The following is a 25,381-nucleotide window of genomic DNA, read 5'->3' as shown; positions in this document are numbered from 1 at the left end:
AATCATGAAATCGACTAAACTTGCCTTGCTTGTCGGAACGGCGCTCATTGCATCGGCATCCTTCGCCTTTGCGCAGGAAAAGGGTGGCGTCATCAATGTCGCGACGGTCGGCGAACCGCCGACGCTCGATCCGATGGCCTCGACCGCCGATCTCGTCGGCATCGTCTCGCAGCACATCTTCGAGACGCTCTACACCTTCGACAAGGACTGGAAGCCGACGCCGCTTCTGGCCAGCGCGCTGCCGGAGATCAGCGCCGACGGCAAGACCTACACGATCAAGCTGCGCTCCGGCGTCAAGTTCCATGACGGCACCGACCTCGACAGCAAGGACGTTGTCGCCTCGCTCGCGCGCTGGACCAAGGTTGCCTCGCGCGGCAAACAGACGGCAACGACGATCGCCGGTATCGAGGCGGTCGACCCGCTGACGGTGAAGATCTCGCTCAACACCCCTTACGCGCCGCTCGTCTCGCTGCTGGCCTTCAACAACTCCGCAGCGATCGTGCTTCCGTCGGAGAAGCAGGCCGAACCGATGACCGATTTCGTCGGCACCGGCCCCTATCAGCTCAAGGAGCGCAAGGCGGACCAGTATATCCAGCTCACCCGCTTTGACACCTACAAGTCGCCAGAAGGTGAGGCCAACGGTTATGGCGGCGCCCGCCATCAGTATGCCGACGAAATCCGTTTCGTGCCTGTTCCGGACCCGAACACCCGCGTCGAGGCTGCCGTTTCCGGCCAGTATGACTATGTCGACTCGCTGCCGGTTGAATCCTTCGAGCGCGTGAAGGGTTCGGGCGCCTCCGACCCTGTCATGCTGCAGCCCTTCGGCTGGCCGGTCTTCGTGCTGAACTCCGGCAACGGCATGACCAAGAATCTCGAGCTGCGCAAGGCGATCCGCGCCTCGCTCAGCATGGAAGACATGATGGCCGCCGCCTTCGGCAGCACCGACTTCTATGCGCTCGACGCGGCCCTCTACCCGTCGCAATACGCCTGGCGGACCGATGCAGGCACCGAAGGCGCCTACAACATCGCCGATCCGGAGAAGGCTGGCGAACTGTTGAAAGCCGCCGGCTACAAGGGTGAGCCGCTGCGTATCCTGACCAGCCGCCAGTACGAGTTCCACTACAAGATGGCCCAGGTCGCGGCCGAGTATCTGAAGCTTGCCGGCTTCACGGTCGATCTGCAGGTGGTCGACTGGGCAACGCTCACGCAGCGCCGCGCCGACCCGACGCTCTGGGACATCTACATCACCCACAGCCCCTTCCTGCCGGAACCGGCGCTGATCGGCATGATGTCGACCAAGGCACCCGGCAACTGGGATACCCCGGCGCGTGCCAAGGCGGTCGATGCCTTCAACGCCGAATCCGATCCGGCCAAGCGTGTGGCTCTTTGGGCTGACGTGCAGAAGGTGATCTACGAGGAAGTTCCGTTCATCAAGATCGGCGACTTCAACGCGCTCTCGGCGAAGTCGAAGACACTGGAAGGCGTCTCGCCGGCGCCGTGGCCATACTTCTGGAACGCTTCGATCAAGAAGTAAGCTCCCACCTCCCAGGGATTTCGGCGGGCACACGATCATCGCCCGCCGAAAGGACGCACCGGTCTTCATCCGCTTCGGCGGTTGACGCGCACAGGAAAGTTTCGAGGCCACCATGTTACGCTACATTCTCCAGCGGCTGATGGGCATGATCGTCGTCATGGCGCTCGTCGTCACGATCGTCTTCGTTATCGTCCGCGTGACCCCGGGCGACCCGGCTGCGGTGATGCTCGGTCCGGAAGCAACCCAGGAAGATATCGCGGCATTGCGCACCCGGCTTGGCCTCGATCAGTCGCTCGGGCTGCAATATGTCTACTATATCGGGCAATTGCTGCGGGGCGATCTCGGCCAGTCGATCTTCCTCAATCAGCCGGTCACCTCGGCCCTTGCCGAACGGGCCGAACCGACCTTCTTCCTGACATTGTTCTCGATCGTGATCGCCTGCGCCATCGCGCTGCCGATCGGCATCTATGCCGCCTATAAGCGCGGTTCCCTCGTCGACCAGGCGGCAACGACGCTCGCAATGCTGGCGGCGAGCATACCGAGCTTCTGGCTCGGCCTGATCCTGATCCAGGTGCTCGCCGTCCGCTTCGGCTGGTTTCCGGTCTCCGGCTATGGCGGTCCCGGCTCCTCGTTCACTGAGCGCATGCATCACCTGACCTTGCCCGCGATTGCGCTCGGCGTCGTCTCCTCCGCACTGATCCTGCGCTTTACCCGCGCCTCGATGCTCGACGTGCTCGGCGACGATTTCATCCGCACCGCCCGGGCCAAGGGGCTCGGCGAACGCAAGGTGGTGATGAAACACGCGCTCAAGAACGCGCTCATCCCGATCCTGACGATCATCGGCCTTACCGCCGCGGTGCTGATTTCCGGCGCGGTCGTCACGGAGACCGTGTTCGGCCTGCCGGGTGTGGGCAACCTCGTCGTCTCCGCCGTGCTTCGCCGCGACTATCCGGTGATCCAGGGCGCACTGCTCGTCATCGCCGCGCTTTACGTGCTGATCAATTTTGCGATCGACATGCTCTATCTCCTCGTTGATCCAAGGGTGCGCTACTGATGGCTATCACCGTATCCGTCCCCTCCGAGAGCGAGGGCCGCAAGTTCATCCGCCGGCTCCTGAAGCGCAAGACGGTTGCTCTCGGCCTGATCGTCCTCACCGTCTTTGTGCTGCTCGCCGCCTTCGCACCGTTGATTGCGCCCTATGCGCCCGGCAAGCTGTCGATCGTCAACCGGCTGACGCCACCCGGCATGCAATGGTTCTTCGGCACCGACGAATTCGGCCGCGACGTTTTCTCCCGCACCATCTATGCAGGCCGGCTGTCGCTCTTCGTCGGCGCGGCCGTCGTCACGCTTGCGACCGTGATCGGCGTCGTGCTCGGGCTGCTTGCCGGCTTCTTCCCGAAGCTCGACACGCCGATCGCCCGGGTCATCGACGCGATGATGGCCTTCCCGGACATCCTCCTCGCAATCGCGCTTGTCGCCGCCCTCGGGCCATCGCTGACGACGGTCATCATCGCGCTCAGCATCGTCTATGCGCCGAGGCTCGCCCGCGTGGTGCGCGCCTCGACGCTGGTGATCCGCGAGTTGCCCTATGTCGAGGCGGCACGCGCGCTCGGTATCTCGACGCCGCACATCATGACGCGGCACGTGCTGCGCAATCTTCTTTCACCGGTGCTCGTGCAAGGCACCTTCCTCTTCGCCCACGCCATGCTCGCCGAAGCCGGTCTCTCTTTCCTCGGCGTCGGCGTCAGCCCGGAAATTCCGACCTGGGGCACGATGATCGCCTCGGGTCGCCAATATATCGGCCAGGCCGATTGGGTGACGCTCTTCCCCGGCATCGCCATCGTGCTTTCGGTCCTGTCGCTGCAGATGGTCGGCGACGGCCTGCGCGACATGCTCGACCCCCGCCTCAGAAAGGATCTGTAAGTCATGACGAACGCAACTCCCAGCGCTGATCCCGTGCTGATCAGCCAGGTGAAGCCCGTCGCCTTCGGCATGGCGGCGCCGACTGAGACGATCGACATTCTCGTCGACGGCGAAGGCCGCGTTGCGGCACTGGGCCCGAACCTCGAGGTTTCCGCCGGCGTGCGCCGCATTGAAGGCAGGGGTGCCTGGATCTCCCCCGGCTGGATCGACCTTCACGCCCATGTCTGGCATGGCGGCACCGACATCTCCGTGCGCCCGCAGCTCTGCGGCATGGAGCGCGGGGTCACCACCATCGTCGATGCGGGTTCGGCCGGCGAGGCCAATTTCCACGGCTTTCGCGAATACATCATCGAGCCGGCACGCGAGCGCATCAAGGCGTTCCTCAATCTCGGCTCGATCGGTCTCGTCGCCTGCAATCGCGTCAGCGAACTCTCCGACATCCGCTCGATCGACATCGACCGCATCATTGCCTGCTACCAGGAAAACCACGAGCACATCGTCGGGCTGAAAGTCCGCGCCAGCCACGTCATCACCGGTTCCTGGGGCGTGACGCCGGTGAAGCTCGGCAAGAAGATCGCCAAGATCCTGAAGGTCCCGATGATGGTCCATGTCGGCGAGCCGCCGGCGCTCTATGACGAGGTTCTGGAGATCCTCGGTCCCGGTGACATCGTTACCCATTGCTTCAACGGCAAGACAGGGTCGAGCATCATCGAGGACGAGGACCTGTTCGAACTTGCCGAGCGCTGCGCCGGCGAAGGCATCCGCCTCGACATCGGCCACGGCGGCGCCTCCTTCTCCTTCCGCGTCGCAGAAGTCGCAATCGCCCGCGGGCTCCTGCCCTTCTCCATCTCCACCGACGTGCATCTGCGCAGCATGAACCAGTCCGTCTGGGACCTCGGCACCACTATGTCGAAACTGCTCAGCGTCGGCATGCCCTTCGAGAAAGTGGTCGAGGCCGTAACCCACGCGCCAGCCTCGGTGATCCGCTTGCCGATGGACAATCTGCTCGCTGTCGGCGCTCGCGCCGAATTCACCCTCTTCGACCTCGTCGACTCCGAACTGCGGGTCCTCGATTCACTCGGCGCAGAGGCGCATCTCAATCGCCTCTTCGAACCGCGTTACGCCGTGATGGGCACCGATGTGGTCACGGCCAACCGCTATCAGCCGCAGCGCGTCGATTGCCCGGACCACAGCCATGGCTACGGCTACCGCTGACCCAAGGCCATCGAATACAGAAACGACAGGACATCGCGTGAACAGTCTGGATCAGAAGAAAGACAGCTCCGAAGCTGCCTCACCCTATCACCGGCTTCAGGCCCTCGGCATCGACCTGCCACCGGCACCGCCGCCGATCGCCAACTTCGTGACGCATGTGCGCGAGGGCAACATCCTCTACCTTTCGGGCCAAGGACCGCGCGAGGTCGACGGACATCTGCATGCGGGCAAGGTGGGTGCGGATGTCGATATCGACAGCGCCTATGACCATGCGCGGCTGACCGGTATCAACCTGCTTGCCGTCATGCACGACGCTCTGGGCGATCTCGCGCGGGTCAAGCGCATCGTCAAGATCCTCGGCATGGTCAACGCCGTGCCGGATTTTGCCGAGCATCCGCGCGTCATCAACGGCTGCTCGGACCTGATGATCGACGTTTTTGGAGCGGCCGGCAGCCATGCGCGCTCGGCGGTGGGTTTCGGGTCTCTACCCGGCAACATCACCGTCGAGATCGAGGCGATCGTCGCTCTGCACGAGTGACGACGGGAGGTCGGATCAATGGCTGCGCCAGCCCATCATCTTCTCGATCCGCTCGGCGGAAACCCTGACGTGATCGGCGTAAAACGCCCGATCGTCGAGGATCTTCTGCTCCGGCAGCACGATCGAGATCGTGGCAGCGCAATTGCCTTTGTCGTCGAGGATCGGCGCGGCAACGCAGGCGACCGCGTAATCGGATTCACCCGCCTGGATCGACAGCCGCGCGGCCAGCGTGCTTTCGGCCTGGGCGGAAAGGGTCGCCGGATCGATATCGGCGCGGCCGGTCGGCGACGTGCGGGCGCAACGGCGGAACAGCTCGAGCCGTTCATCAGCCGGCAGATGGCCGACGAGCAGCCGGCCGGAGGCCGTCCAGTTGAGTGGCACGCGCGTGCCGACACGCGACGTCACCTGGAAATGGCCGGGACCGTCGGCCATGGCGAGCACCTGCATGTAGTCGCCGTCGCGACCGCAAAGCTGGATCGTCTCGGAGACCACACGGCCGAGGTCGTGCATCTCGCGGGTGGCAACGCCGAGGAAATCGAGCGAGCGGGCGTAGGCCAGGCCATAGTGATAGAGCCGGTCGCCAAGCCAGACGAGACCATCGGCATCACGGCTGAGCAGGTTCTTTTCGACCATGTCGTCGACGATGACGTAAGCCGTCGACAGCGGTGCACCGACCGCCTTGGCGATGGCGTAGACGCCGCTCGGCGCGCCCGTCTCGTAAAGGAAATCCAGAACCTGCAAGGCGCGGTCCATGCCGCTCACGCGCGAACGGCGCGGCTTGCCGGTCGTTTCAATGTCGTCGTTCGGCTCGGCGCCGGTCGTCATCTTGTCCACTGCTCCACTCCCGCGCGGCTTGGACCTAACATCAACAGCGAAATGCGAGGCTGCAGCCATGCAGGTCCGCTCAAGACGGCTGGACCGTACGGCGAAACGCCTCACGCATACTTCATTACTATGGTAGATATTCCGCGAAAACGGAATAGTCTAGCCGCCTCGACAACCAGAAAATTGCCTGCCAGAAAATCACATGGAGACCACTATGCCTGACCGTGACATTCGCGAAGCCCTCGGACTTCGTCCCGTTATCAACGTCTCCGGCACGATGACCAGCCTCGGCGCATCGATCGTGGTCCCGGAAGCAATTGCCGCAATGACAGGCATACTGCCGCAATTTGTCGAGATCAACGATCTGCAGCGCAAGGTCAGCCCGGTCATCGCACGGCTCACGGGTGCCGAGGCCGGCTTTGTAACCGCTTCCTGCTCCGCGGGCATCACCCTCGCCGTCGCCGGCACCATGACCGGCAACAATCTCGCCGCAATCGAGCGCCTGCCGGAAACGACCGGCCTCAAGAACGAGGTCATCATCCAGATGGGCCACGTGGTGAGCTACGGCGCCCCCGTCGACCAGGCCATCCGCATCGCCGGCGCCAAGCCGGTGCTCGTCGGCCAGGCGACCTCGGCCTATCGCTATCATATCGAAGGTGCGATCAACGAGCGCACGGCCTGCGCCATCTATGTCGTCTCGCACCATGTCGTGCAGTACGGGCTCGTGGGCCTCAGGGAATTTGCCGAGGTCTGCCATTCGAAGGGCATCCCGGTCATCGTTGACGCGGCCTCCGAATATGACCTGCGCATCTTCCTCGAGCAGGGCGCCGACATCGTGCTCTATTCCGGCCACAAGTTCCTGGGCGGCCCGACCTCGGGCATCGTCGCCGGCAAAAAGGACCTGGTGCGCAACACCTTCCTGCAGAACCTCGGCATCGGCCGCGGCATGAAGGTCGGCAAGGAAAGCATGCTCGGCGTGATGGCGGCACTCGAAGCCTGGGAGAGGCGCGACCATGCCGGCATCCGCGAACGCGAAACCGGTTACCTGAACCTCTGGCACGAGACGCTGAGCGGTCGTCCCGGCATCAAGCCGGTGATCGAGGCCGATCCGACCAACAACCCGCTCGACCGTCTGCGCGTCGCCATCGATCCGCAGGAGGCCCACACCACCGCCTGGGATCTCGCCGATGCGCTCGCGCGCGGCGCGCCGCCGATCATCGTGCGCGACCACGAGGTCGAACATAATTACTTCTACCTGGACCCCTGCAACCTGCATCCCGGTCAGGAGAAGATCGTCGCAAGCCGCCTTGCCGAAGAACTCGACAAGGCGAGAGCATCAAACGAGATCATTGCCACCTCGCTCAGCGAGCGCAACGCCCGCCGCTTCGCCGGCCTTCTGCGCTGGCCCGACTGATCGCAGCATCCGAAAGCGACGAGACGCACAATACCAGGCGGAGGAGCCGATATGACCGAGACCCAAGCTCAGCAGGACCGTTCGACGGCACCCGTTCTCTCTGTCGAGAACCTGACAACTTCATTCCTGGTCGACGGCGCCTGGAAGCCGGTTGTGCGCGACATCTCCTTTGAGGTTTCCCCCGGCGAAACCGTCGCGATCGTCGGCGAATCCGGATCGGGCAAGAGCGTCACCTCGCTCTCGATCATGCGGCTCCTGCCGAAGGAGACGAGCCGCATCGAGGGACGGGTGATGATGGGCGGGCGCAACATCCTCGACCTGCCCGAGAGCAAGATGCGAAATGTGCGCGGCAACGACGTTGCGATGATCTTCCAGGAGCCGATGACCAGCCTCAATCCGCTGTTCACCATCGGCGACCAGATCTCCGAGGCGCTGCTGTGCCACAAGCCCATGTCGAAGGCCGACGCCCGGGCAGAAACCATCCGCCTGCTCGAAAAGGTCCGCATCCCTTCCGCTGCGTCCCGGTTCGACGAATATCCGCACCGTTTCTCCGGCGGCATGCGCCAGCGCGTGATGATCGCCATGGCGCTTGCCAGCCGCCCGAAACTTCTGATCGCCGACGAGCCGACGACGGCGCTCGACGTAACGATCCAAGGCCAGATCCTCGACCTCATCAAGGTGCTGCAGGAGGAGGAAGGCACCTCGGTGCTCTTCATCACCCACGACATGGGCGTGGTAGCCGAGATCGCCGATCGTACCGTGGTGATGTTCCGTGGCGACGCCGTCGAAACCGGCCGCACGGAGGACATCTTCCTCCGGGCGAAACACCCCTATACCCGCGCACTGCTTTCGGCCGTGCCGATGCTCGGCTCGATGAAGGGTGAGAGCCAGCCGATGCGCTTTCCTGTCATCGACGCGGCGACAGGGCTGCCGACGGCCTCGGCCGAAGCGACCGATACGGTTCAATCCGGCCACCAGCCGATCCTCGAGGTCAAGAACCTCGTCAAGCGCTTCGACATCCACGCCGGCCTTCTCGGCAAGCTCAAGGGGCGCGTGCACGCGATCGAGAACGTCTCCTTCAGCCTGCAGCCGGGCGAGACGCTGTCGCTCGTCGGCGAATCCGGCTGCGGCAAGTCAACGACCGGCCGCGCCATCATGCGCCTGATCGAACCGGAAAGCGGCTCGGTGATGCTCGACGGCCAGGACGTGCTGGCAATGGACCGCAAGCGGCTCCGCGAGATGCGGCGCACCATGCAGATGATCTTCCAGGATCCCTTTGCCAGCCTCAACCCGCGCATGACGGTGGGGGCCGCGATCGCCGAACCCTATCTCGAGCACAGGCTCGGCACGGCCAAACAGGCGCGCGAGAAGGCTGCCGACCTTCTGGAACGGGTCGGGCTGCAGGCCGACATGGCCACGCGCTACCCGCATGAATTCTCCGGCGGCCAACGCCAGCGCGTCTGCATCGCCCGGGCGCTTGCGCTCGACCCGAAGGTCATCGTCGCCGACGAATCCGTCTCCGCACTCGACGTTTCGATCAAGGCGCAGGTCATCAACCTGCTGCTCGATCTGCAGGCGAGCCTCGGTCTTGCCTACCTCTTCATCTCGCACGACATGGCCGTGGTCGAGCGCGTCAGCCACCGCGTCGCGGTCATGCATCTCGGCGAAATCGTCGAGATCGGCTCACGCGCGCAGGTGTTCGAGAACCCGCAGCACCCCTATACGAAGAAGCTGATCGCCGCCGTGCCGATTGCCGATCCGACACGCCGCCATGCCCGCCGCGGCATTGCAAGCGACGAACTCAAGAGCCCGTTGCGCGCGCCCGACTATGTTCCGGCCGAACGGCGTTACCGGCAGGTCGGGGAGGACCATTTCGTCCAGGTGTAGATGGACTGCGTCCATCCGGCAGTACCCGCCCGCAAGGCCAGTCGGGCCACGCGCGGCGATCCACTCGCCGTCCGCGGCACAGCCAAGGTGCCGTCACCAAGGTACTTCTTGTCACCGTGCTTTAGAGCTGCGCCGCTCGCAGCGGTCTTTCGCGGCTCTCGATCGACTGGCGCACGCGCCTGCGATCGCGCTCGAGTGTTTCCAGGCAATCATTGCCGAACCACTCCAGCGACGCATCGGCCTGCGGATCGCCTGAAATCTCCCCAAGAATGCGGTCGTAGTCGACAATCCCTTCGAACAGGGGCGTCATCCCCCTCCGGCTGCCGGCGGCGGCATAGACATTGGCCGGTTCGAAAACGGACAAATCCGAGCGGGCGACGATGTTCTTCAGGTGGTAGTGGCGGATATGCGGCTTCATCGTTCGGTGGACCGCGACGGGATCGTCACCCCCCTCCCACACATGCAGCGTATCGAAGTTGATTGCAAAATAGGGATGATCGACCTCTTCGATGAGCTGCATGGTCGAGGCCGCCGTATCGGCCAGCGTCTTCGGATGGGTCTCGGCGAGCAGATGGATGCCATAGCTGGCGGTGATCACGCAGATCTCCTTCAACCGGGCGACAACGCGCTGCCGCTCTTCTGCGCTGGCCGCACGGCTTCCGACGCTGCCAGCAAAGGTGCGGATCTTGCGCGTGCGCCATCGGCGCGCGAGCCGGCACAGCTCCACCGCCTTGTGTCGCAAGGTCTCCACCTCGCCATCGAGCGGCAGGTAGTCGCTGATCATCGGCACCGCGAGGCCGTAGCCGTCGAGCCATTCGGCATTGCGATCCGATCGCGGCGCCAGGTTGCGCGCGTGCGCGCCCCAGAGCTCGATGCCTTGAAAATCGTTGGCCTCAGCCCAGGCGGCAATCTCGTCAAGCGAGGTGAGATGATGCCGGAACGTAATGGTGCAGAGCGAAACTCTCATCGTGCAATTCTCTTCAACGCAGGAATTTCTTCGGGAAGGACGAGATCGCACCAGAGATCGAAGACCTCGGCGAGCCTGACCTTGAGCTTCCTCTCCAGCCGATCTGCCTCGTCAAGGCGCTCGAACACGGTGCCGGCCAGGGTTCGATCGCCGGTCTGGGCAAGCTTCATGCAGGCGTAGTGCAGGGTCTTCAGCGCCTGAACCAACGCCTCGATCTCCTCGCACCACCTTTCGAACTCTGCCGCCGGCAGTTTTAGCGCCCGCCAATAGAAGGCGAAACCGTGTTCATAGGCGTATTTGCGGATGGTGATGACGGGCAGTTCGCGGACCGCGGCACCAAGGTTCGAAAGCGGGAGGCCATCCCGTTCTTCAAGATGCGCGGCAACGATCGCGCGGACCGCATCGATCAGCGGGTTTCTGTCTCTGACGAAGCACGCCTCGAAATAAGCCTTCAGGTCTTCGGCATGTGGGGCCCGCGCTTCGGCAGTGTCGAAGACGTAACCACCGCCGACGGTCGGCTGCATGATGGCGTGGATAACCTTCTCCCGCGCGATCTCGCCTTCCCAGCGGTAGTCCGGATCATGCACGAACCAGGTCTTCGGATCGGCGGTCTCCTGCAGCATCAGGTAATGCGGGAACGGGTTTTGATTGAACTTGTTCTCGCGCTCCGGCAGATGGAACATGTCGAGCATGACCATGACCGAGCCGGTTTCGCTGCGCTGCTTGAGAAGACCGGTGAGCACCGCCAGGTTGTCGAGTTTGGTGCGCTCCGGATCGTACCATTCGATTACGGAGACGCCGTAGAGTCGCTCGAACCAGCCGCGGAAGAACTCCTGGGTGATGTCGGGCGCGTGATAGAGAAGCTCGAACCGGTCGCTCATCGCGAACTTGGCGTCCCAGACACCGAAATAGAACGGCCGCTGGTCCAGCCCGTTTCGTTTCAAGCCATCGGAGACGCAACTGACGAAGCAATGGACCTTGATGTCATAATAGGCTTCACCATGGACACCCTCGTCCGTCGTCCCGCCGGTGAGCGGAAAGGCTGGAACGACAGTCGCTGTCGTTTTCGGCAGATAGAGCGAGACGAGATCGGAGATCGTTTCGATCTCCTGTTTCGCGATCGCTTCCTCCGGCACGGACAGCCGGTATTCGAGCTCAAGATTGAGGAATATCTCCAGGATCAGGACGGAATCGAGATAGAGATCCTCGTTGAGCCGGGCATCCGGACCGAAGCCCTCCATATGCCCATGCACCATCTTTTCATTCAGAACGGTCTCGATCGCCGTCATGATTTCAATTTCGGTCATGATGCGGTTCCTGCCATCGGCTTGTTGAATTCCCCGGCCAGATGGCGCGCCGCGACGTCCCGGCGGCTGATCTTGCCGTTGGCCTGCCGGGGGACCGCATCGACCTGCAGGATTTCCATCGGCAACTGGTGGCCGGCGAGATGGCGGCTGCACCATTCGCGCACCGCTTGCGGCGGCACCGGCCCTTCAGCGCTGAAGAGCAAAGCGACGCGCTCACCGGCGAAGCGGTCGCTCTTGCGGAAGGCGACCGCATCGGTGATCGCCGGCATCGCCATGACCGTGTCCTCGACGTCCTTCGGATAGACGTTGAGGCCAGAGACGTTGATCATGTCGTCCAAACGCGAAACGAAGACCAGCATGCCATCGGCGCGACGGTAGCCGAGATCGCGCGTGTGGATCGGTGTGCCATCGCCATTGCTAACGACGATCTCGCCGGCGTCCTCGGCGCTGGTGCCCGTTTCGGCAGAGAGATGTGGCAGCACAAAGCCCATGTCGCCTGCGGCGGCAACATCCGGATTGATCGCGATGCAGCCTGATTCCGAGCAGCCATATTGCTGGAACATGAACCGGCTCTTCACGCGGATGTCGGCAAACCAGGGATCGGGAAGCAGCGTGCCCGAGGTCATCGTCGCGTGGATCTGTTCGCCCTGAGGCAGCAGTCGCGCCAGCGTGTACAGGATCGCTGGCGACGAATAGAACAGAGGCCGCTCGATCTCGCGCAGCACCTTCAGCAGGTATTTCGGATTGGCCGTATTGACGATGACCGGCGTCTGGCCGCGCTTCAACGCCACCAGGATGCCGCAGATCAGCCCATAGGAATGGGTGGCCGGGCAGGCAATGATCGGCGTCATGTCTTCCGGCTCGCGGAAGGTACGGACGTAGCTGTCGATCTCCGCATCGATGTCTTGCCAGCTCCGCGCAACGCATTTCGGAGCACCCGTGGTACCGGAGCTCATCTGCAGCAGCATGCCCTGCGTCGATGTCACCTCCGGCGCATCGAGGACTTCGGCCTTAAGGCTATTGTAAAACAGACGATCGCAGCCAGCAGCGATCGCGAGCCTGCGGGCCGCCGGGTATGGCGTGCCGGGATGGATCGGCAGCACACTTGCACCCGCCTTGCGGATAGAAAAGAACAGCGCCAGCCAGTCGACCGTCTCTGCAAAGCAGACCGCGTAGCGGCCCGTGTCTCGCTCGCCAAGGCCGATCTCGGCTGCCAGTCGCGCGGAACTTTCGCTGAAATAGGTCTCGTCGTAGAGCCTGTCATCGATGCGGATCATGACTTTCTCCTTCGTTGAAGCACTTTCGCGGCCAAGGCGTTCGGTATGCTGTGGTGGTATTCCGGCCTGGCTGCGAGGAGCTTCCTGGTCATCAGGGATTCGGTGAGAATACGGGGTCGGCCGCAGCCGAGCGCGGCCAGCCGCTCCGTCGCCGCATGCGCCACTTCGTAAGAAGCGAGCACGGCTGCGACGCGTTGCCAAAAGAGCGCCTCCGGCAGGTCATAAGCGTGGTCGAGCAAATGCGAGATTTCGCTGAGGTTGAAGACGAACAACGTGTCCATCACCAATTCGCGCAGCGAATCCAGATTGTCCGTCCAGTAGAACCGGTCCGGCTCGGCATCCCGGTAGACCGGGTTCAGCGCCAGGAAATCCGGCGCGTGGCCCGGCTCGCGCAGGAAGCTCGGTGAGAACTCGATGCTCTCGTGGAAATCGCGCAGGATAAGCCTGGCCGGCCAGCCGTCGCGATGGACGAGCAGCGTGTTCTGCCCGTGCGCCTCGACCGCGAGACCGTGGTGAACGAGCAGATGCCAGACCGGGAGAACCACGACCTCGATCAGCCGGTTGATCCACGGCATCAGCCCGTGGCGCTGGATCCAGTCGTCGGCGAACGGACGTCCGTCTCCTTCCACCATCATCAGGGCATTGAAGGGAGTGACGGCCTCGCCAGCTGCAAGCGTGGCTTCGGCATTTTCGCGCCATATGGCAGCGACCTGTCCCGCCAGAGGTCCGTCGCGATCGGCGATGATGCCCGCATATTCCTGAAGGATTGTCAGCGGATAGCGTTCACCAAAAGCCGGATCGCTCGCAACGATCCCGGCAATCCAGCGCGAGATCACCGGCGCCGTGCAGACCGAATGCGGCTCCAGCGTCCGCCGCGACGAAGTGTTGACGATGTTGAGCGGCAGCTTGAGGCTGGCGGCACCAGGCCGGTCCCGGTTCAAAAGCGAGCGCACCGACTGCGTCGCCGTATAACGGTCGCCCGCCGGCCCCAGGCAAAGAGCCTTCCCCGACGCGATCCACCCGGCAAGCTCGGTTTCACGCAGTTCGCGCCACTGCCAGGGGTGGAGCGGGACGAGCCCGAATTCTTCCGGCGAGACGCCGAGTTGCTGCTGCTTCGCGGTCAGCTTGCACCATGCCTCATGCCCGAGTTCCGCCCGCCAGAATGCATCCTCGCCTCCGGGCAACGCCTGGTGAAGATGTTTGCGCGCGACAAGCAGCCAGACGAGTTGAAACGCCCGACCTGCTTCCGGCCCGTAGGCTGCATGGTCGACGAAGGAAAACCCAGTGCGCGCCTTGAAGCAGGGATGGTACGGATGCCCCTCGTCAAGCGCGCCTTCGAGCTCGGCGAACGACAGGGCACGGCGAGCGCGTTGGGGCAGATGGCGTTCGTTCCACGTGCAAAAGGCGATCGTCTGCGAAAGCTCGTCGAGCAGCTTTCCGCGTGTGGGACCGCTGCCGGGCAAGGCGGCGACCAGTTGCGCCAGCGCCGGCGTAATCCAGTTGTCCGCGCCTTCGCGGACTTCCACGGAACCCGGCACCAGGCGAAGCCGTCCAAAGGGGCCAATGGCGCCGCGGCAATGATAGTCCCGGCCGCCGAGCGACCATTGAAACTCGACCGCATCCCCCTGAATGTGCTTCCTGGCATCGACGATGCCCTCGAACAGCAGCGCCCCAACGAGCTGGCGAAGCACCCTTTCCTCCGGCCGTCCCTCGAGATCAAGAGGCAATGGCATGATCGGTCCTCGGCGCTGTCAGGACCGCTGGCGCCCTGAGCGGGTTTGGCACCGGGCGGTAGAGCGTAGGGGCGTGATTGGACTGCAGCTCGTCCACGTCATGGAGGCGGGTCGTCAGATTGGCCTTGGAGGCGATCGTCGGCAGGTCGAGAACATGGCGCGCGAATTCACGGCCAGCTCCGGTCATCCGAGCGGCATAGCCTTCGAGATGCAGGCGCAGTTCGCGCAAGAGCAGGCCCTCGTCGCAGACGCCGTCATGGCCCATGCGACTGACGACCGAGAAGACCTGGTTGACGATCAGGTAGTAGGCGAAGCGGTCGCGGATTTCGCTGTCGGCAAAATAGAGCGACGCGATCGTTTGCGTCTCTGGAACATGGCTGACGATCAGGTTGCGATAGCGTTCGGAGAGATAGAAGCCCTGGTTGTCGCGATAATAGCTGGCAGAGGGATAACCATTGGCAACGTCGAGCAGGCTGTTCTGCTGATGCGCCTCGAGCGCGATGCCGTAGTCGTCATAGAGGCGGATCAGCGGTTCGACGGCGCAGTCGAGATAGCGACGGAACCACAAGAGAGCCGCGTCCGGCAGGCTTTCACCGGAGCGCGCGGCCAGCGCCCGGACGAGGCGTTCCAGGCGGGAAACCTGGCCCGGAAGCGGATCGGCCGTCAGGGCGGCGACCGTCACAACACCCCTGCCCTTCGTGCCCGAAAAGGGGTTCTCCCGCAGGATGACTTCGAAGCCGCTTTCGCTGCGGCCGGGCAGGTCGAGCGTGATATACGCGGGGTCCTGGATGATCCGGAAATTTTGGGACCGCGCGGCAAAACCGACGCGATCGATGAGCTTCGCCATGGCGACGCCGGCCTCGAGCTCCTGACGCCGATTGAGACGAACCGAGTTGGTGATACGGACAGGCAGCGAGAACTTGAGCATCCAGTCGGCATCGGCGCCGTAGACCGTGCGCACCGACGATGTCGCTGTAAAGGCCGGGCCGGCGGGACCGAGATGGCGCAGTCGCCCCTCCCCGAGCATGACCTGAATATCGCAATCGAGGAGCAGCGCTTCCGCCTGCAGCGGGTGCATCGGCAGCAGGTACTCGTCGTTCCCGAGTGCGATGGCCTCTGCGTCCGATCCCATCAATGACCGGACAATCTCGTGGGCCGTCATCGAACGGGCGGATGCGTGCCGCACACAATCCGCATGGGCCGCAAAATAATGCAGTCTGAACTGCCCGCGCAGTTCCGGTGCGTAAGATTCCTGCTGCCAATAGGTCATGCCTTGCCGACTTTTCGGCGTCGGGTGCTGCCAGTGACCGAAGACGAGCGACTGCTCGGCTTCGATGAAATGGTCGCCTTCCGCCGGCTCGGGCGCCGTCTTGCCGATATAGAGGCTGGTCTGCTGGTAGCTTTCGAGCACCCGCATCAGCAGTTCGAGTTCGAAGCCGCGCAAGTTGTCGGCCTGATTGTCATCAGCCTGGCGGTAGCATTCGTGAATGAGAATGTGCAGCGCGGAGATCAACTCGATCTGGCGCCAGGCCATATCCGAGATCCCCCTACCCCAGATCCGGCCGAAATGATGCGGGCCGCAAAGCGACGGCGAAACCACCTCGGCGCGCAGGATCATGTGCTGCCTTGGGAGCGACCATTCCACACAGTCGAAGCCGCCGCCGACGGTTCGATGCATGACCCGGGTGCCCGGGTTCACTTCGCGCAGATAGCAGTTGGCGAAACTTTGAAAGGTGGCGATTTCTGCGACTTGCCTAGACGATTGCATCCTGTCGATCCTCGGCACGCGACACGCACAGCCGCGCAATGGCGTTGACGTTCTCGGCCAACACATTGAATTTCTTGTCGAACGAGTTTCAGTGCGCCATGATCAGCCGGCGGCCTGCCAGTGCAGCGATCCCGGCTCCTCGCGGAATGCGAAGCGCAGAAGATGGCTTTCAATGACCAACTTTGTATCGGCGAGATTGGCCTCGTCGGGTGACCGGGCCCTGATACTCAGGCCCTCCGATGTTGCCTGGAGATAGCCAGTCCCGCAGGAGAACCGCAGTTCGGCGCGATCGCCCGCCTGCTCGACGTCGATCTTGTGGGCGAAGTGCTTGCAGAGCTGCGTCAGGTATTTCTGTCCGTCTTCCGTCGCAAAATGGGTGGTCGCTTCTTGCATCTGGATCTCCTGTTTCGGCTTTCGCTGCTCGGGCGGCCCTTGGGGGGCCGCCGTCGCGTCCTGAAGCGACTGCCGCGGGGAGGATGCGGCCGTCGCGATCGCGGATCGTCGACCTAGAAGGTCGCTCTGGCAGTCAGGATGAAGGAACGACCGGGCTCGTAGAGCGGCGTCACGTTCCCGAACTCCTGGCCGTAGGTCGCCCGGTCCGAATAGGTTTCGTCGAAGATGTTCTTGAGTTCGGCGCGCAGCGTCAGGTTGGGTCGTTGTGGCGGCACATATTCGACAAAGGCGTTGAAGACTTCGTAGCCCTGCAAGGGCTTGCTGCCGGCAGCGACATCATCGTAGTCGAGTGCGATTTCCGCATCGGCGCCGAAGGTAACGCCCCAGTCGGCCAGCGTGTGAACCGCCTGCAGGGTTATGATCTGGCCGGCGGGTGCTGCGAGATAGGTGCCGAGATCGGAGTCGACAGGTTTTCCATCGATTTCGACGTCGATATTGGCGTATTTCACTTTGAAGTAGCCATCGCCCCAATTGTAGCCGCCGCCGATTTCAAAACCACGCGAGCGAACGTCATGGGCGGCGATACCGAGATCAGCGCGGAAGCGCGGCGCGCGCGCATCATCGAGATTGGTCTGGAAGACACTGCCCTCGACGATGAAGCCGTTATAGTTGGCCTCCAATCCGAAGATGTAATTGTCCGCGGTTACCGGCTTCGGACCGCTGCCGTAGTCCCACTTGGGATTGATGATGAAGTTCTCGGCAAGCGGAATGCCCGCCCAGACATGCGAATAGCCGGCCTTGGCCGTGAGAAGATCCTCGATGAGATCATATTCGCCGGAGATGTTGCCGCTGAAGCCGGAATTGGTCCATTTCTCGCCGGTCGTTCCGGTGAAGTGCTGATTGTCCCCTCTTGCGCCGAAGGAAAGGCGCGTCCTCTCCCAGGGCTCAAGCCTCGCCTGCGCATAGATACCGACATTGCGCGCCTTCTCGGCACCGGGATCGTAGAGATCCTCGAGCTCCGCCTTGTCGCCGTAGAAGTCGATGCCGGCGATCACATTGCCGATGTCGAAAGAGAACTTGTTCTCAAACTTGCCGTTGAAGCTATCCGACGTGCCGACGGCGTCGTAGCTGGCAGGAACACCTGGCCCCGGCTTCGGGAAGATCGGCAGATCGACCTCGGTCTTGCTGTAGGCGAGCAGGAGCTTCGGGTCCCACCACCCCTCCGGCGTGCTGTCGGTATAGGTAAAAACGGTGTTCTGCCGATCGAGTGTATAGTCGCGAATGCGCGGCTCCCACGGCTTGGGGTTCGAAATCGAACCCACATTGGCGCGAAACGGCCGTGGCGCGTCGTCATTGATCCGGTCGTGACTGATCTCGAAGCGGTCACCGCTATCGAACTCGTAGGCGAGCTTGCCGAGACCGCTCAGAAGATTGGTGCTGGTGCCTTCGACCTCATTGCCGTTGCCGGCGGTGAAATCGTTGCCCTTGCCGAAATTGAAATAGCCCAGGAATTCGAGCCCTTCCTGCATGCCGTAGGCCGAAAGGCCCGTGGTTACCGTATCGCTGTTGAAATTGTAGCTCGAGGTGACGAAGCCGCCGAAACCGTCGCCATCCAACAGATCGCGCGGGTCGATCGTTTCATAGGCGATCGCACCGGCGAGCGCCCCCGGGCCGGCATCGGCGGGGGCAACGCCGGCATCGACGTTGACGGCCTTCAGGAGGCCAGGATCGATGAGGTTCGTACCATTGTGGTGGAAGACCTTGTTGTTCTGGCGGCCGCCGTCCATGGTCACGGCAAGGCTCGTTTCCTCGATCCCGTGAACATAGACCTTCTGCGACATCGGCAGCGAACTGCCGACGGCTATGCCCGGCTCGCCTGAAAAGACGTCGGCGATGTTGGCAGGGTTCTTCTGCTTCAGGTCTTCGGACGAGATGACGATCTCGCCGGCGCCGAGCGGCCCGCTCCCAAGGGCGGAAATCGGATCAAGGACCGTGGTGCCGGAAGCATCCACGCCCTCGCTGCCGCCGGCCGCCGTCGTCGAACCGATCAGGGCCGTTCCGCCCGATATCCTGTAGGAGATACCGGTGCCTGACAGCAGCCGTGCAAGGGCCTGCTGCGGCTCCAGCGTCCCGTTGACGGCGGTCGAGCGGATGCCCTCGGACGTCGCTGCGGCCAGGGTCACCTGCAGACCGGACTGCCGCCCAAAGGCATTCAGGGCACTCGCAAGCGGTTGCGCGGGGATGTTGAACGTGCGGACCGCGCTGACGCGCGACGTCGTCTCTTGGGCGAAAGCGATGGAAAGGGGCGTGAAGGCAAGGGAGGAAAGCCCGACGATCGCCGTCGTTGTCAGCAGGCACAGTCCTGCATGGCTATATCCTGCATTGGAAGAGAGATATCCCTTGCGGCATTTCGGCGAACTCATTTTACCCCCGTCTCGATGATCCGCGCGCTGCCTCTCAGGCAGGCGCTTCGGACCAAAGACGACGGGCTCCGGATTTTTTTTCACCGGTCCGCGATTTTTTCTTGAATTTTTGAGTCCAAATTAAAATTGCGTCAGAACGCGGCCATAGGGAGTCACCGCGCGCACCGTGCCGCCAAACGGCTGAACCAATGCCTGAAGGGCGTGATCGGGATCCGTGAGATCGTAGACGCCCGTCACCCGCCGTGCCGCGAGTTCCGATTGCGGAATGGAGATCCAGGCAGAATGGTAGCGTTGCAGCCGCTCGGCTGCGGCGGCGACAGTGACGTTGTTGACGAACATTTTGCCGCTGCGCCAGGCTCCGATCTCTTCGATCGCAATCGCGCTTCGGGTGACCGCGCCCGTCGCATGCGCCACCGTCGCTGTTTCTCCCGGCGCGAGTTCGAAATTCTGCTTGTGGTCTTTCCCGCTGTACGAAACGGCCACCGTGCCATGCGCGAGCTCGACCGTCGTTTCCGCACTTGCGAGTTGCACATCGAAGGACGTGCCGAGAACCGACACTTCGATGCCGCCGGCGTCGACGACGAACGGACGCGACGGGTCGCGCGCAACGTCGAAATAGGCTTCGCCCTTGAGGAGCCGGACGTGCCGGGCCTTGGCAGAAATCTCGGTGGCGATGGCGCTGCCGCCTCCCATTGCGATGGTCGTGCCGTCCGCCAAGGTGATCGTCCTGCTCTCAGCGGTCTCGGTCACGTGGTCGGCCCGCCACCGCACCAGCAGCGAAGGGAGGGAGACGAACAGCACCAGGCAGGCGGCGAACGCTATGGCCGCCGCGCCACCGGCCCAGGTTCTGGCCGCCCAGCGCTTCGGCTGGCGGGCGGTTGCGGCAGGCGAAACCAACGGCGCCGCGCCGCGCCAAAGATGTTCATGAACCGGCGGCACGTCGCCCAGCAATTGCCAGGTCTTCAACGCCGTCTCCCAGGATCGGATATGCAGGGCGGATCGGCCCAGCCAGGCCTGAAACGCGAGCTCCGTCTCCCGACAGTTCGGACGCGCCTTCAGTTCGAGGAACCAGTCCATGGCCTCTTCGAGCAACGCCTCCGGTATGTTGTTGTCCTTGGTCAAAGCTCTGCCTGCTGGTTACGTGTTCGACGACATACTACTGCGCAAAGGTCGCCGTAGCACTTTGATTTGCCTGCATGTCTTCATCCTCAAATCGAGGTCGATCTAAGGAGACATGCAGTAGCGGAATCATCCGGTCTGTCACAAAGACGAATTGCTTCGAATTTTTTTTCACGCGGCCCCAAATTCCTAGGAGGCATCGCCTGCCAGAGTGGCCGCCACCCGCATCATCGCGGTGCGCACATGCCGATGGGCGGTTGCGACCGAGATGTTCAGGTGGGCGGCGATCTCCTCCAGGGTGTATCCACCGAAGCGGTGCATCTCAAGGGCAATACGAACCTCCATGGGAAGCGCGTCGAGGACGCCGGAAATGCGCCGGATCTCATCGGTCACCACAACGATATCTTCCGGCGTCGGCAGCTCGATCGGCATCGACCAGAACGGCGGCTCGCCCTGTTCCTCCCGCGCCTCGATCTTCCGGCGCTTGAGGAGATCCAGGCACAGATTGCGGACAATCCTGTAGAGATAGGCAGGCGAGAGCCCCTGGGAACCATTGTCGGTGCTGGTCGGCGCAAAGCGGATGAACGCCTCCTGCACGATATCTTCGGCCGTTTCACGCGAGCCGACGATGCGCGTCGCATAGGCGACCAGAGCGGTACGATTGGCGAAATAGACCTGATGGCGCGTTTCCATATCGACCAAGGCGTCTGATCCGAACAAAGCAACTTCGATTGGCGTCCAGCGTCATTGGCACTGCTTGCCGCTACGCGGTCGGTGGACCGGATGGCCAAACGAACGCGAAGCCTCTTAGCACGCGGAAATAAACTTGTCTGTAATAGTCATGTTATTTTTCGAGGCAGCGACCGCGATGCGTTGCCGCCGAGCCTGGCCGTCCTTGGCGGGGCACCCGTATCCCGTTGCAGGAGCGGAACTTTTCTCCGAGAGGACCATTACCCAACCGAGCGCGGACCGTGTCAACCGGACGCGGCAGGGATGGCGAACATGGCGGTTTTTCCGGTTTCTCGCCATGGCCAACGAAACGGCAGTCGAGCGCCCAACCTGCCCGGTTCGTCTCACCTTTGTATCGGAGTTGAAGGCGCAACACCCGGAACCTCGCCGGCACGCGTCGCGACCGGAGAACACCGAAAGCCCGCACCAGCCGTCCGGCGGCGACGATCGGTTTGTCGTGGTTGTGGAAATCGTTGCAGGCGCGATCAATCTTCGGGAACCTTGATCAGGACCGTCTCGGCGGCGCCGATCGGCCTGCCGTCCTGTGTGCGGATATCGAGCTTTACCGGCAACCCGGTTTCCTTTTCGACCAGCAGGGAATGCTCCTCGCCGGGCTGAAAGAGGTGTCGTTCGCCGAACTGCCGCAAGGCGACCATCACGGGAAACAGGTCCCGCCCCATCGCCGTCAACTGATACTCGACCCGGGCCTTCGTCCCGCCCACGGGAACCGTCTCGAGAATGCCGCGGTCGACGAGCGTACGCAGACGATCCGTCAGGATGTTCTTGGCAATGCCGAGGCTTTTGTGAAAATCGCTGAAGCGCCTCAGTCCGTCGAACGCATCGCGCACGATCAGCAGCGACCACCAGTCGCCGATCGCGTCCAGAGATCGCGCGCTTGGGCAGTAGTCGCCCTTGAGGCTTTTGCGCGCCACCATACGAACTCTCCTCTCCCGCGTCACGAGATTTTTGGTTGCATTATAAAACCAACTCGGTATCCATTGGGTTTGTTTCATTATTAAACCGAAATAGGGAAGAAGTCCAATGGATGGTAGAGCTGCTGCGGCGTCGAGCGACGCCGCAAACGATGCCGCGCGCCCAAATGCCGGTGCTACGGTGTCACCGTTGACGCGCCCGATGATGACCCTTTTTGCCTTTGCCGCCGGCCTTGCGGTCGCCAACGCCTATTTTGCGCATCCCCTGCTGGATGTGATGGCGACCGACCTCGACCTTTCTGAGACAGGCGCCGGCTTGATCGTCGGGGCGACACAGGTCGGCTACGCGCTCGGCCTGATCCTGCTTGTCCCGCTTGGCGACCTTTTCGATCGCCGCAAGGTCATCATCATCCAATCGCTGCTATCAACGGTGGCGCTCGGCTTCGTGGCCCTTTCAGCCAACACGGAAATGCTGATGGCCTCGATCGCGGCCGTCGGCATGCTTGCCGTCCTGACGCAGGCCCTGGTTGCCTATGCGGCCAGCTTGGCCCGGCCATCTGAACGTGGCCAGGTGGTCGGTTTCGTCACCAGCGGCATCGTGATCGGCATCCTGTCCGCCCGCACCGTCGCAGGTCTTCTGACGGATCTCTTCGGCTGGCGGTCGGTCTATCTCGCATCGTGTGCCGTGACGCTTGTGATCACCGTCTTGCTGCAGCGGCTCCTGCCGCACCAGAAGCGGGAGGCGAACAAGCTCAGCTACCCCCGCCTTGTCGGCTCCACCTTCAAGCTAATCTGGCAAGAGCCGGTGCTGCGCACCCGGGGCGTGATCGCCCTGCTGATTTTCGCGAACGTGACGACGCTGCTCACCCCGCTTGTTCTGCCGCTGAGTGCGCCGCCCTTCTCCATGTCGCATACGAAGGTCGGTCTTTTCGGCTTGGCAGGCATCGCCGGGGCACTGGCTGCTTCTCGCGCGGGCCACTGGGCCGACCTTGGACTGGGCCAGACGACGACGGGCATTGCACTCGCGCTCATGCTCATTGCGTGGCTGCCGATCTCATTGCTGGACCAGTCCATTCTGTGGCTGATCGCCGGTGTCCTCGTTCTCGACTTCGGGCTCCAGGCGGTCCACGTCACGAACCAGGCCTTGATCTACCGGGTCCGGCCGGAAGCGCAGAACCGGCTGACGGCTGCCTACATGCTGTTCTACTCGCTCGGAAGCGCGATCGGATCCTCTCTTTCCACCGTCGCCCACGCGCATGCGGGATGGAGCGGCGTCTGTCTGATGGGCACGGTGATCAGCCTTGTCTCGCTGCTCTTCTGGCTGGCGACCCGACCTTCGAGATCGCAGCCCCCAGAGGAAGGCGCTGCGTCGAACGGTTGAGTGATCTGCAACAGCGCGACAGTTCAAGCCCGTCGGCGCGACCTAAGTTGGCCTGGCAACGAGAAGGCCCCGCACCATGGCGGGGCCTGAGGAAGCAGCCGACCGCGTCGACGTTTATGCGGCCGGGTCGAAGTCGGTCGAGAGGGACACGGCACGCCATTGGGCCAGAAGCTCGGCGTCCGATTCGTGTTTGGCTTCGATCGCCGCCACCGTGTCGCTACCGAGCGGCAACCGCACCGGCGGATTTTCTGCGTCGACGAACGAGATCAGCACCTCTGCCAGCTTATCGGGGTTGCCCGGCTGGTTATGGCTGATGTCCTTCGCCTTGCTGCGAACGACACCGGCCGTCTCCGCGTAGTCGTCGATTTCGATCGGGCTGACGCTGAGTGAGGTCGAGTCGAGGAAGTCGGTACGGAAGTAGCCGGGCTCGATCGCCGTGGCATGGATCCGGAGCGGGGCAAGCTCTGCCGCAAGTGCCTCGGTCAAGCCTTCGACCGCAAACTTCGTCGAGCAATAGACGCCAAAGCCGGGCCCGCTGCGATATCCGCCGATCGACGAGAAGTTCAGGATGCGTCCCGAATGCTGGCGGCGCATATGCGGCAGCACGGCACGGGTGACGGCCAGCAAGCCGAAGACATTGGTGCGGTAGAGGGCCTCGATCTCGGCACCGCTTGCCTCTTCGACCGCACCGAGCAGTCCGTAGCCGGCATTGTTGACCAGAATATCGATCCGGCCAAAGCGTGCGATCGCCTGCCCGACGGCCTGATGCGCCTGGGACTCGTCGGTGACATCGAGCGCCACGGCCAGAAGATTGGGCTGCGCGCCGAAACGCTCGACGATCGCCTTCGGATTGCGCGCCGTCGCGACGACCTGATCGCCCTTGGCGAGCGCCTTTTCAACGATGAGGGCACCAAATCCGCGGGATGCACCGGTAACGAACCAAGTATGCATGTGAACCTCCTGTTTGTGTCGCCGCTCCATCGTCGGCGGCTGAGAAGGTTTTACCGCCTCACATCTGCTGAGATAATCGACTGGATTCTTCTTGAGCTGTTGAATAGGATTCATCAATGAGAACCGTATCGCCGTCCGATCTGTCTTCCTTCCTGGCGTTGGCTCGGCACCGAAGCTTCCGCCGCGCCGCCGACGACATCGGCTGCACCCCATCGGCGCTGAGCCATGCCCTGAAGGCATTGGAGGAACGGCTCGATCTTCGTCTCTTCAACCGAACGACCCGCAGCGTCGCCTTGACGGAGGCTGGCGAACTCCTGCTCGCGCGCGTCGCCCCCGCCTTCCGCGACATCGAGGATGCGCTTGACGACCTCAACAACTTCCGGGGCACCCCTGTCGGGCGGTTGAAACTCAATGCGGCGCGCGCCTCCGCAAAGATGGTGCTTCTGCCTCTGGTCGCGCGTTTTCTCGAAGCCTACCCGAAGATCAGCATCGAGATCGTCGTCGACAACGACCTCGTGGACATGGTGTCGGAGGGCTTCGATGCCGGCGTTCGGTTCGGCGAAGTCATCGCGCAGGACATGATCGCCGTACCGGTCGGGCCGCGCCAGCGCACCGCGATCGTGGCAACGCCTTCCTTCTTCGAGCGCTTTGCCAAGCCAACCGCTCCCGATCACCTGAGGGAACTCCCCTGTGTCGGGCTGCGCTTCGGCAGCGGCCGACTTTACGCATGGGAGTTCGAGCGCGGCGGCCTGGAACTTCAGGTCGAGGTGAGCGGCCCGCTGATCGTCGATGACCAGGACATGATGGTGGATGCCGCGCTTGCGGGAGCCGGTATAGCCTTCACCTTCGAGGATCAGGTGCGATCGCTCGTCGAAGAAGGCAAACTGGTTCGAGTGCTCGAGGATTGGTGCCCCTATTACGGCGGCTTCTACCTGTATTACCCCAGCCGGCGGCAAATGCCGGCGGCGCTGCGCGCCTTCGTCGATTTCGTCAAAACCGCGGGCTCCAAAACTTAGCCGCACCGCGGTCGGTCCGGATACCGTCTCCGGCCAAACAGGAACCGGC

The 25,381-nt window shown here is 62.9% G+C and carries 21 protein-coding genes; 9 read left to right on the top strand and 12 right to left on the bottom strand.

All coding sequences use genetic code 11. The annotated features are described in order from the left end of the window. The first annotated feature begins 4 nt into the window (after window positions 1-4). The 5 genes from QM996_RS19815 to QM996_RS19795 all read left to right on the top strand — a co-directional run bounded on the left by QM996_RS19815 (window position 5) and on the right by QM996_RS19795 (window position 5,210). Window positions 5-1,534: an ABC transporter substrate-binding protein gene (locus QM996_RS19815; protein WP_334197778.1), complete on the top strand. Its 1,530-nt coding sequence runs from the start codon at window positions 5-7 to the stop codon at window positions 1,532-1,534. 112 nt (window positions 1,535-1,646) lie between these two features. Further along, entirely contained in the window at window positions 1,647-2,588 is a 942-nt protein-coding gene (locus QM996_RS19810) for an ABC transporter permease (protein ID WP_334197777.1), read from the top strand. After that, window positions 2,588-3,457, top strand: coding sequence for an ABC transporter permease (locus QM996_RS19805; protein WP_334197776.1), 870 nt, complete (start codon window positions 2,588-2,590; stop codon window positions 3,455-3,457). Before QM996_RS19810 ends, QM996_RS19805 begins: the two co-directional genes overlap by 1 nt. A gap of 3 nt (window positions 3,458-3,460) precedes the next feature. Then, the gene (locus tag QM996_RS19800; protein WP_334197775.1) at window positions 3,461-4,672 is read left to right on the top strand and encodes an amidohydrolase/deacetylase family metallohydrolase; all 1,212 of its coding nucleotides are present in this window, start codon (window positions 3,461-3,463) and stop codon (window positions 4,670-4,672) included. 46 nt (window positions 4,673-4,718) lie between these two features. After that, window positions 4,719-5,210, top strand: coding sequence for a RidA family protein (locus tag QM996_RS19795; RefSeq protein WP_334198732.1), 492 nt, complete (start codon window positions 4,719-4,721; stop codon window positions 5,208-5,210). Window positions 5,211-5,225: 15 nt separating this feature from the next. Here QM996_RS19795 and QM996_RS19790 read toward each other — a convergent pair whose 3' ends face one another. Further along, window positions 5,226-6,035, bottom strand: coding sequence for an IclR family transcriptional regulator (locus QM996_RS19790; protein ID WP_334198731.1), 810 nt, complete (start codon window positions 6,033-6,035; stop codon window positions 5,226-5,228). A 214-nt stretch (window positions 6,036-6,249) separates the two neighbouring features. Between QM996_RS19790 and QM996_RS19785 the strand changes: the two genes are divergently transcribed. Both QM996_RS19785 and QM996_RS19780 read left to right on the top strand, forming a co-directional pair. Then, the gene (locus QM996_RS19785; RefSeq protein ID WP_334197774.1) at window positions 6,250-7,449 is read left to right on the top strand and encodes an aminotransferase class V-fold PLP-dependent enzyme; all 1,200 of its coding nucleotides are present in this window, start codon (window positions 6,250-6,252) and stop codon (window positions 7,447-7,449) included. Between the two features lie 51 nt (window positions 7,450-7,500). Beyond that, window positions 7,501-9,336, top strand: a complete 1,836-nt coding sequence (locus QM996_RS19780) for an ABC transporter ATP-binding protein (RefSeq protein ID WP_334197773.1) — start codon at window positions 7,501-7,503, stop codon at window positions 9,334-9,336. Window positions 9,337-9,457: 121 nt separating this feature from the next. On the opposite strand, the gene QM996_RS19775 is transcribed toward QM996_RS19780, so the two are convergent. The 10 genes from QM996_RS19775 to QM996_RS19730 all read right to left on the bottom strand — a co-directional run bounded on the left by QM996_RS19775 (window position 9,458) and on the right by QM996_RS19730 (window position 21,987). Further along, window positions 9,458-10,303: a sugar phosphate isomerase/epimerase family protein gene (locus tag QM996_RS19775; RefSeq protein WP_334197772.1), complete on the bottom strand. Its 846-nt coding sequence runs from the start codon at window positions 10,301-10,303 to the stop codon at window positions 9,458-9,460. After that, the gene (locus QM996_RS19770; protein WP_334197771.1) at window positions 10,300-11,610 is read right to left on the bottom strand and encodes a DUF6005 family protein; all 1,311 of its coding nucleotides are present in this window, start codon (window positions 11,608-11,610) and stop codon (window positions 10,300-10,302) included. Before QM996_RS19770 ends, QM996_RS19775 begins: the two co-directional genes overlap by 4 nt. Further along, on the bottom strand, window positions 11,607-12,887 hold the full coding sequence (locus tag QM996_RS19765; RefSeq protein ID WP_334197770.1) for an AMP-binding protein: 1,281 nt from the start codon (window positions 12,885-12,887) through the stop codon (window positions 11,607-11,609). Before QM996_RS19765 ends, QM996_RS19770 begins: the two co-directional genes overlap by 4 nt. Next, entirely contained in the window at window positions 12,884-14,620 is a 1,737-nt protein-coding gene (locus tag QM996_RS19760) for an IucA/IucC family protein (protein WP_334197769.1), read from the bottom strand. The genes QM996_RS19765 and QM996_RS19760 overlap by 4 nt, the downstream gene beginning before the upstream one ends. Further along, on the bottom strand, window positions 14,604-16,388 hold the full coding sequence (locus tag QM996_RS19755) for an IucA/IucC family protein (protein WP_334197768.1): 1,785 nt from the start codon (window positions 16,386-16,388) through the stop codon (window positions 14,604-14,606). Before QM996_RS19755 ends, QM996_RS19760 begins: the two co-directional genes overlap by 17 nt. 102 nt (window positions 16,389-16,490) lie before the next feature. Further along, entirely contained in the window at window positions 16,491-16,781 is a 291-nt protein-coding gene (locus QM996_RS19750) for a DUF2218 domain-containing protein (RefSeq protein ID WP_334197767.1), read from the bottom strand. Window positions 16,782-16,894: 113 nt separating this feature from the next. Next, a complete protein-coding gene (locus QM996_RS19745) occupies window positions 16,895-19,204 on the bottom strand; it encodes a TonB-dependent receptor domain-containing protein (RefSeq protein WP_334197766.1) in 2,310 nt (769 codons plus the stop codon). A gap of 120 nt (window positions 19,205-19,324) precedes the next feature. Then, window positions 19,325-20,326, bottom strand: a complete 1,002-nt coding sequence (locus tag QM996_RS19740) for a FecR family protein (protein WP_334197765.1) — start codon at window positions 20,324-20,326, stop codon at window positions 19,325-19,327. A 186-nt stretch (window positions 20,327-20,512) separates the two neighbouring features. Next, a complete protein-coding gene (locus QM996_RS19735) occupies window positions 20,513-21,016 on the bottom strand; it encodes an RNA polymerase sigma factor (RefSeq protein ID WP_334198730.1) in 504 nt (167 codons plus the stop codon). Window positions 21,017-21,537: 521 nt separating this feature from the next. Beyond that, the gene (locus QM996_RS19730; protein WP_334197764.1) at window positions 21,538-21,987 is read right to left on the bottom strand and encodes a winged helix-turn-helix transcriptional regulator; all 450 of its coding nucleotides are present in this window, start codon (window positions 21,985-21,987) and stop codon (window positions 21,538-21,540) included. 106 nt (window positions 21,988-22,093) lie between these two features. Between QM996_RS19730 and QM996_RS19725 the strand changes: the two genes are divergently transcribed. Then, window positions 22,094-23,365 (top strand): MFS transporter, encoded by a 1,272-nt coding sequence (locus QM996_RS19725; RefSeq protein ID WP_334197763.1) that lies wholly within the window; start codon window positions 22,094-22,096, stop codon window positions 23,363-23,365. A 114-nt stretch (window positions 23,366-23,479) separates the two neighbouring features. Here QM996_RS19725 and QM996_RS19720 read toward each other — a convergent pair whose 3' ends face one another. Continuing rightward, window positions 23,480-24,316, bottom strand: coding sequence for an oxidoreductase (locus QM996_RS19720; protein WP_334197762.1), 837 nt, complete (start codon window positions 24,314-24,316; stop codon window positions 23,480-23,482). A 116-nt stretch (window positions 24,317-24,432) separates the two neighbouring features. Here QM996_RS19720 and QM996_RS19715 point away from each other — a divergent pair, with 116 nt between their 5' ends. Further along, on the top strand, window positions 24,433-25,332 hold the full coding sequence (locus QM996_RS19715; protein WP_334197761.1) for a LysR family transcriptional regulator: 900 nt from the start codon (window positions 24,433-24,435) through the stop codon (window positions 25,330-25,332). The last annotated feature ends 49 nt before the right edge of the window (window positions 25,333-25,381 follow it).

Source organism: Sinorhizobium chiapasense (genome assembly GCF_045277575.1).
Classification (GTDB): Bacteria; Pseudomonadota; Alphaproteobacteria; order Rhizobiales; family Rhizobiaceae; genus Ensifer; species Ensifer chiapasense_A.
The sequence above is the reverse complement of the archived record's forward strand: the minus strand, read 5'-3'. Positions and strand labels throughout refer to the sequence as shown.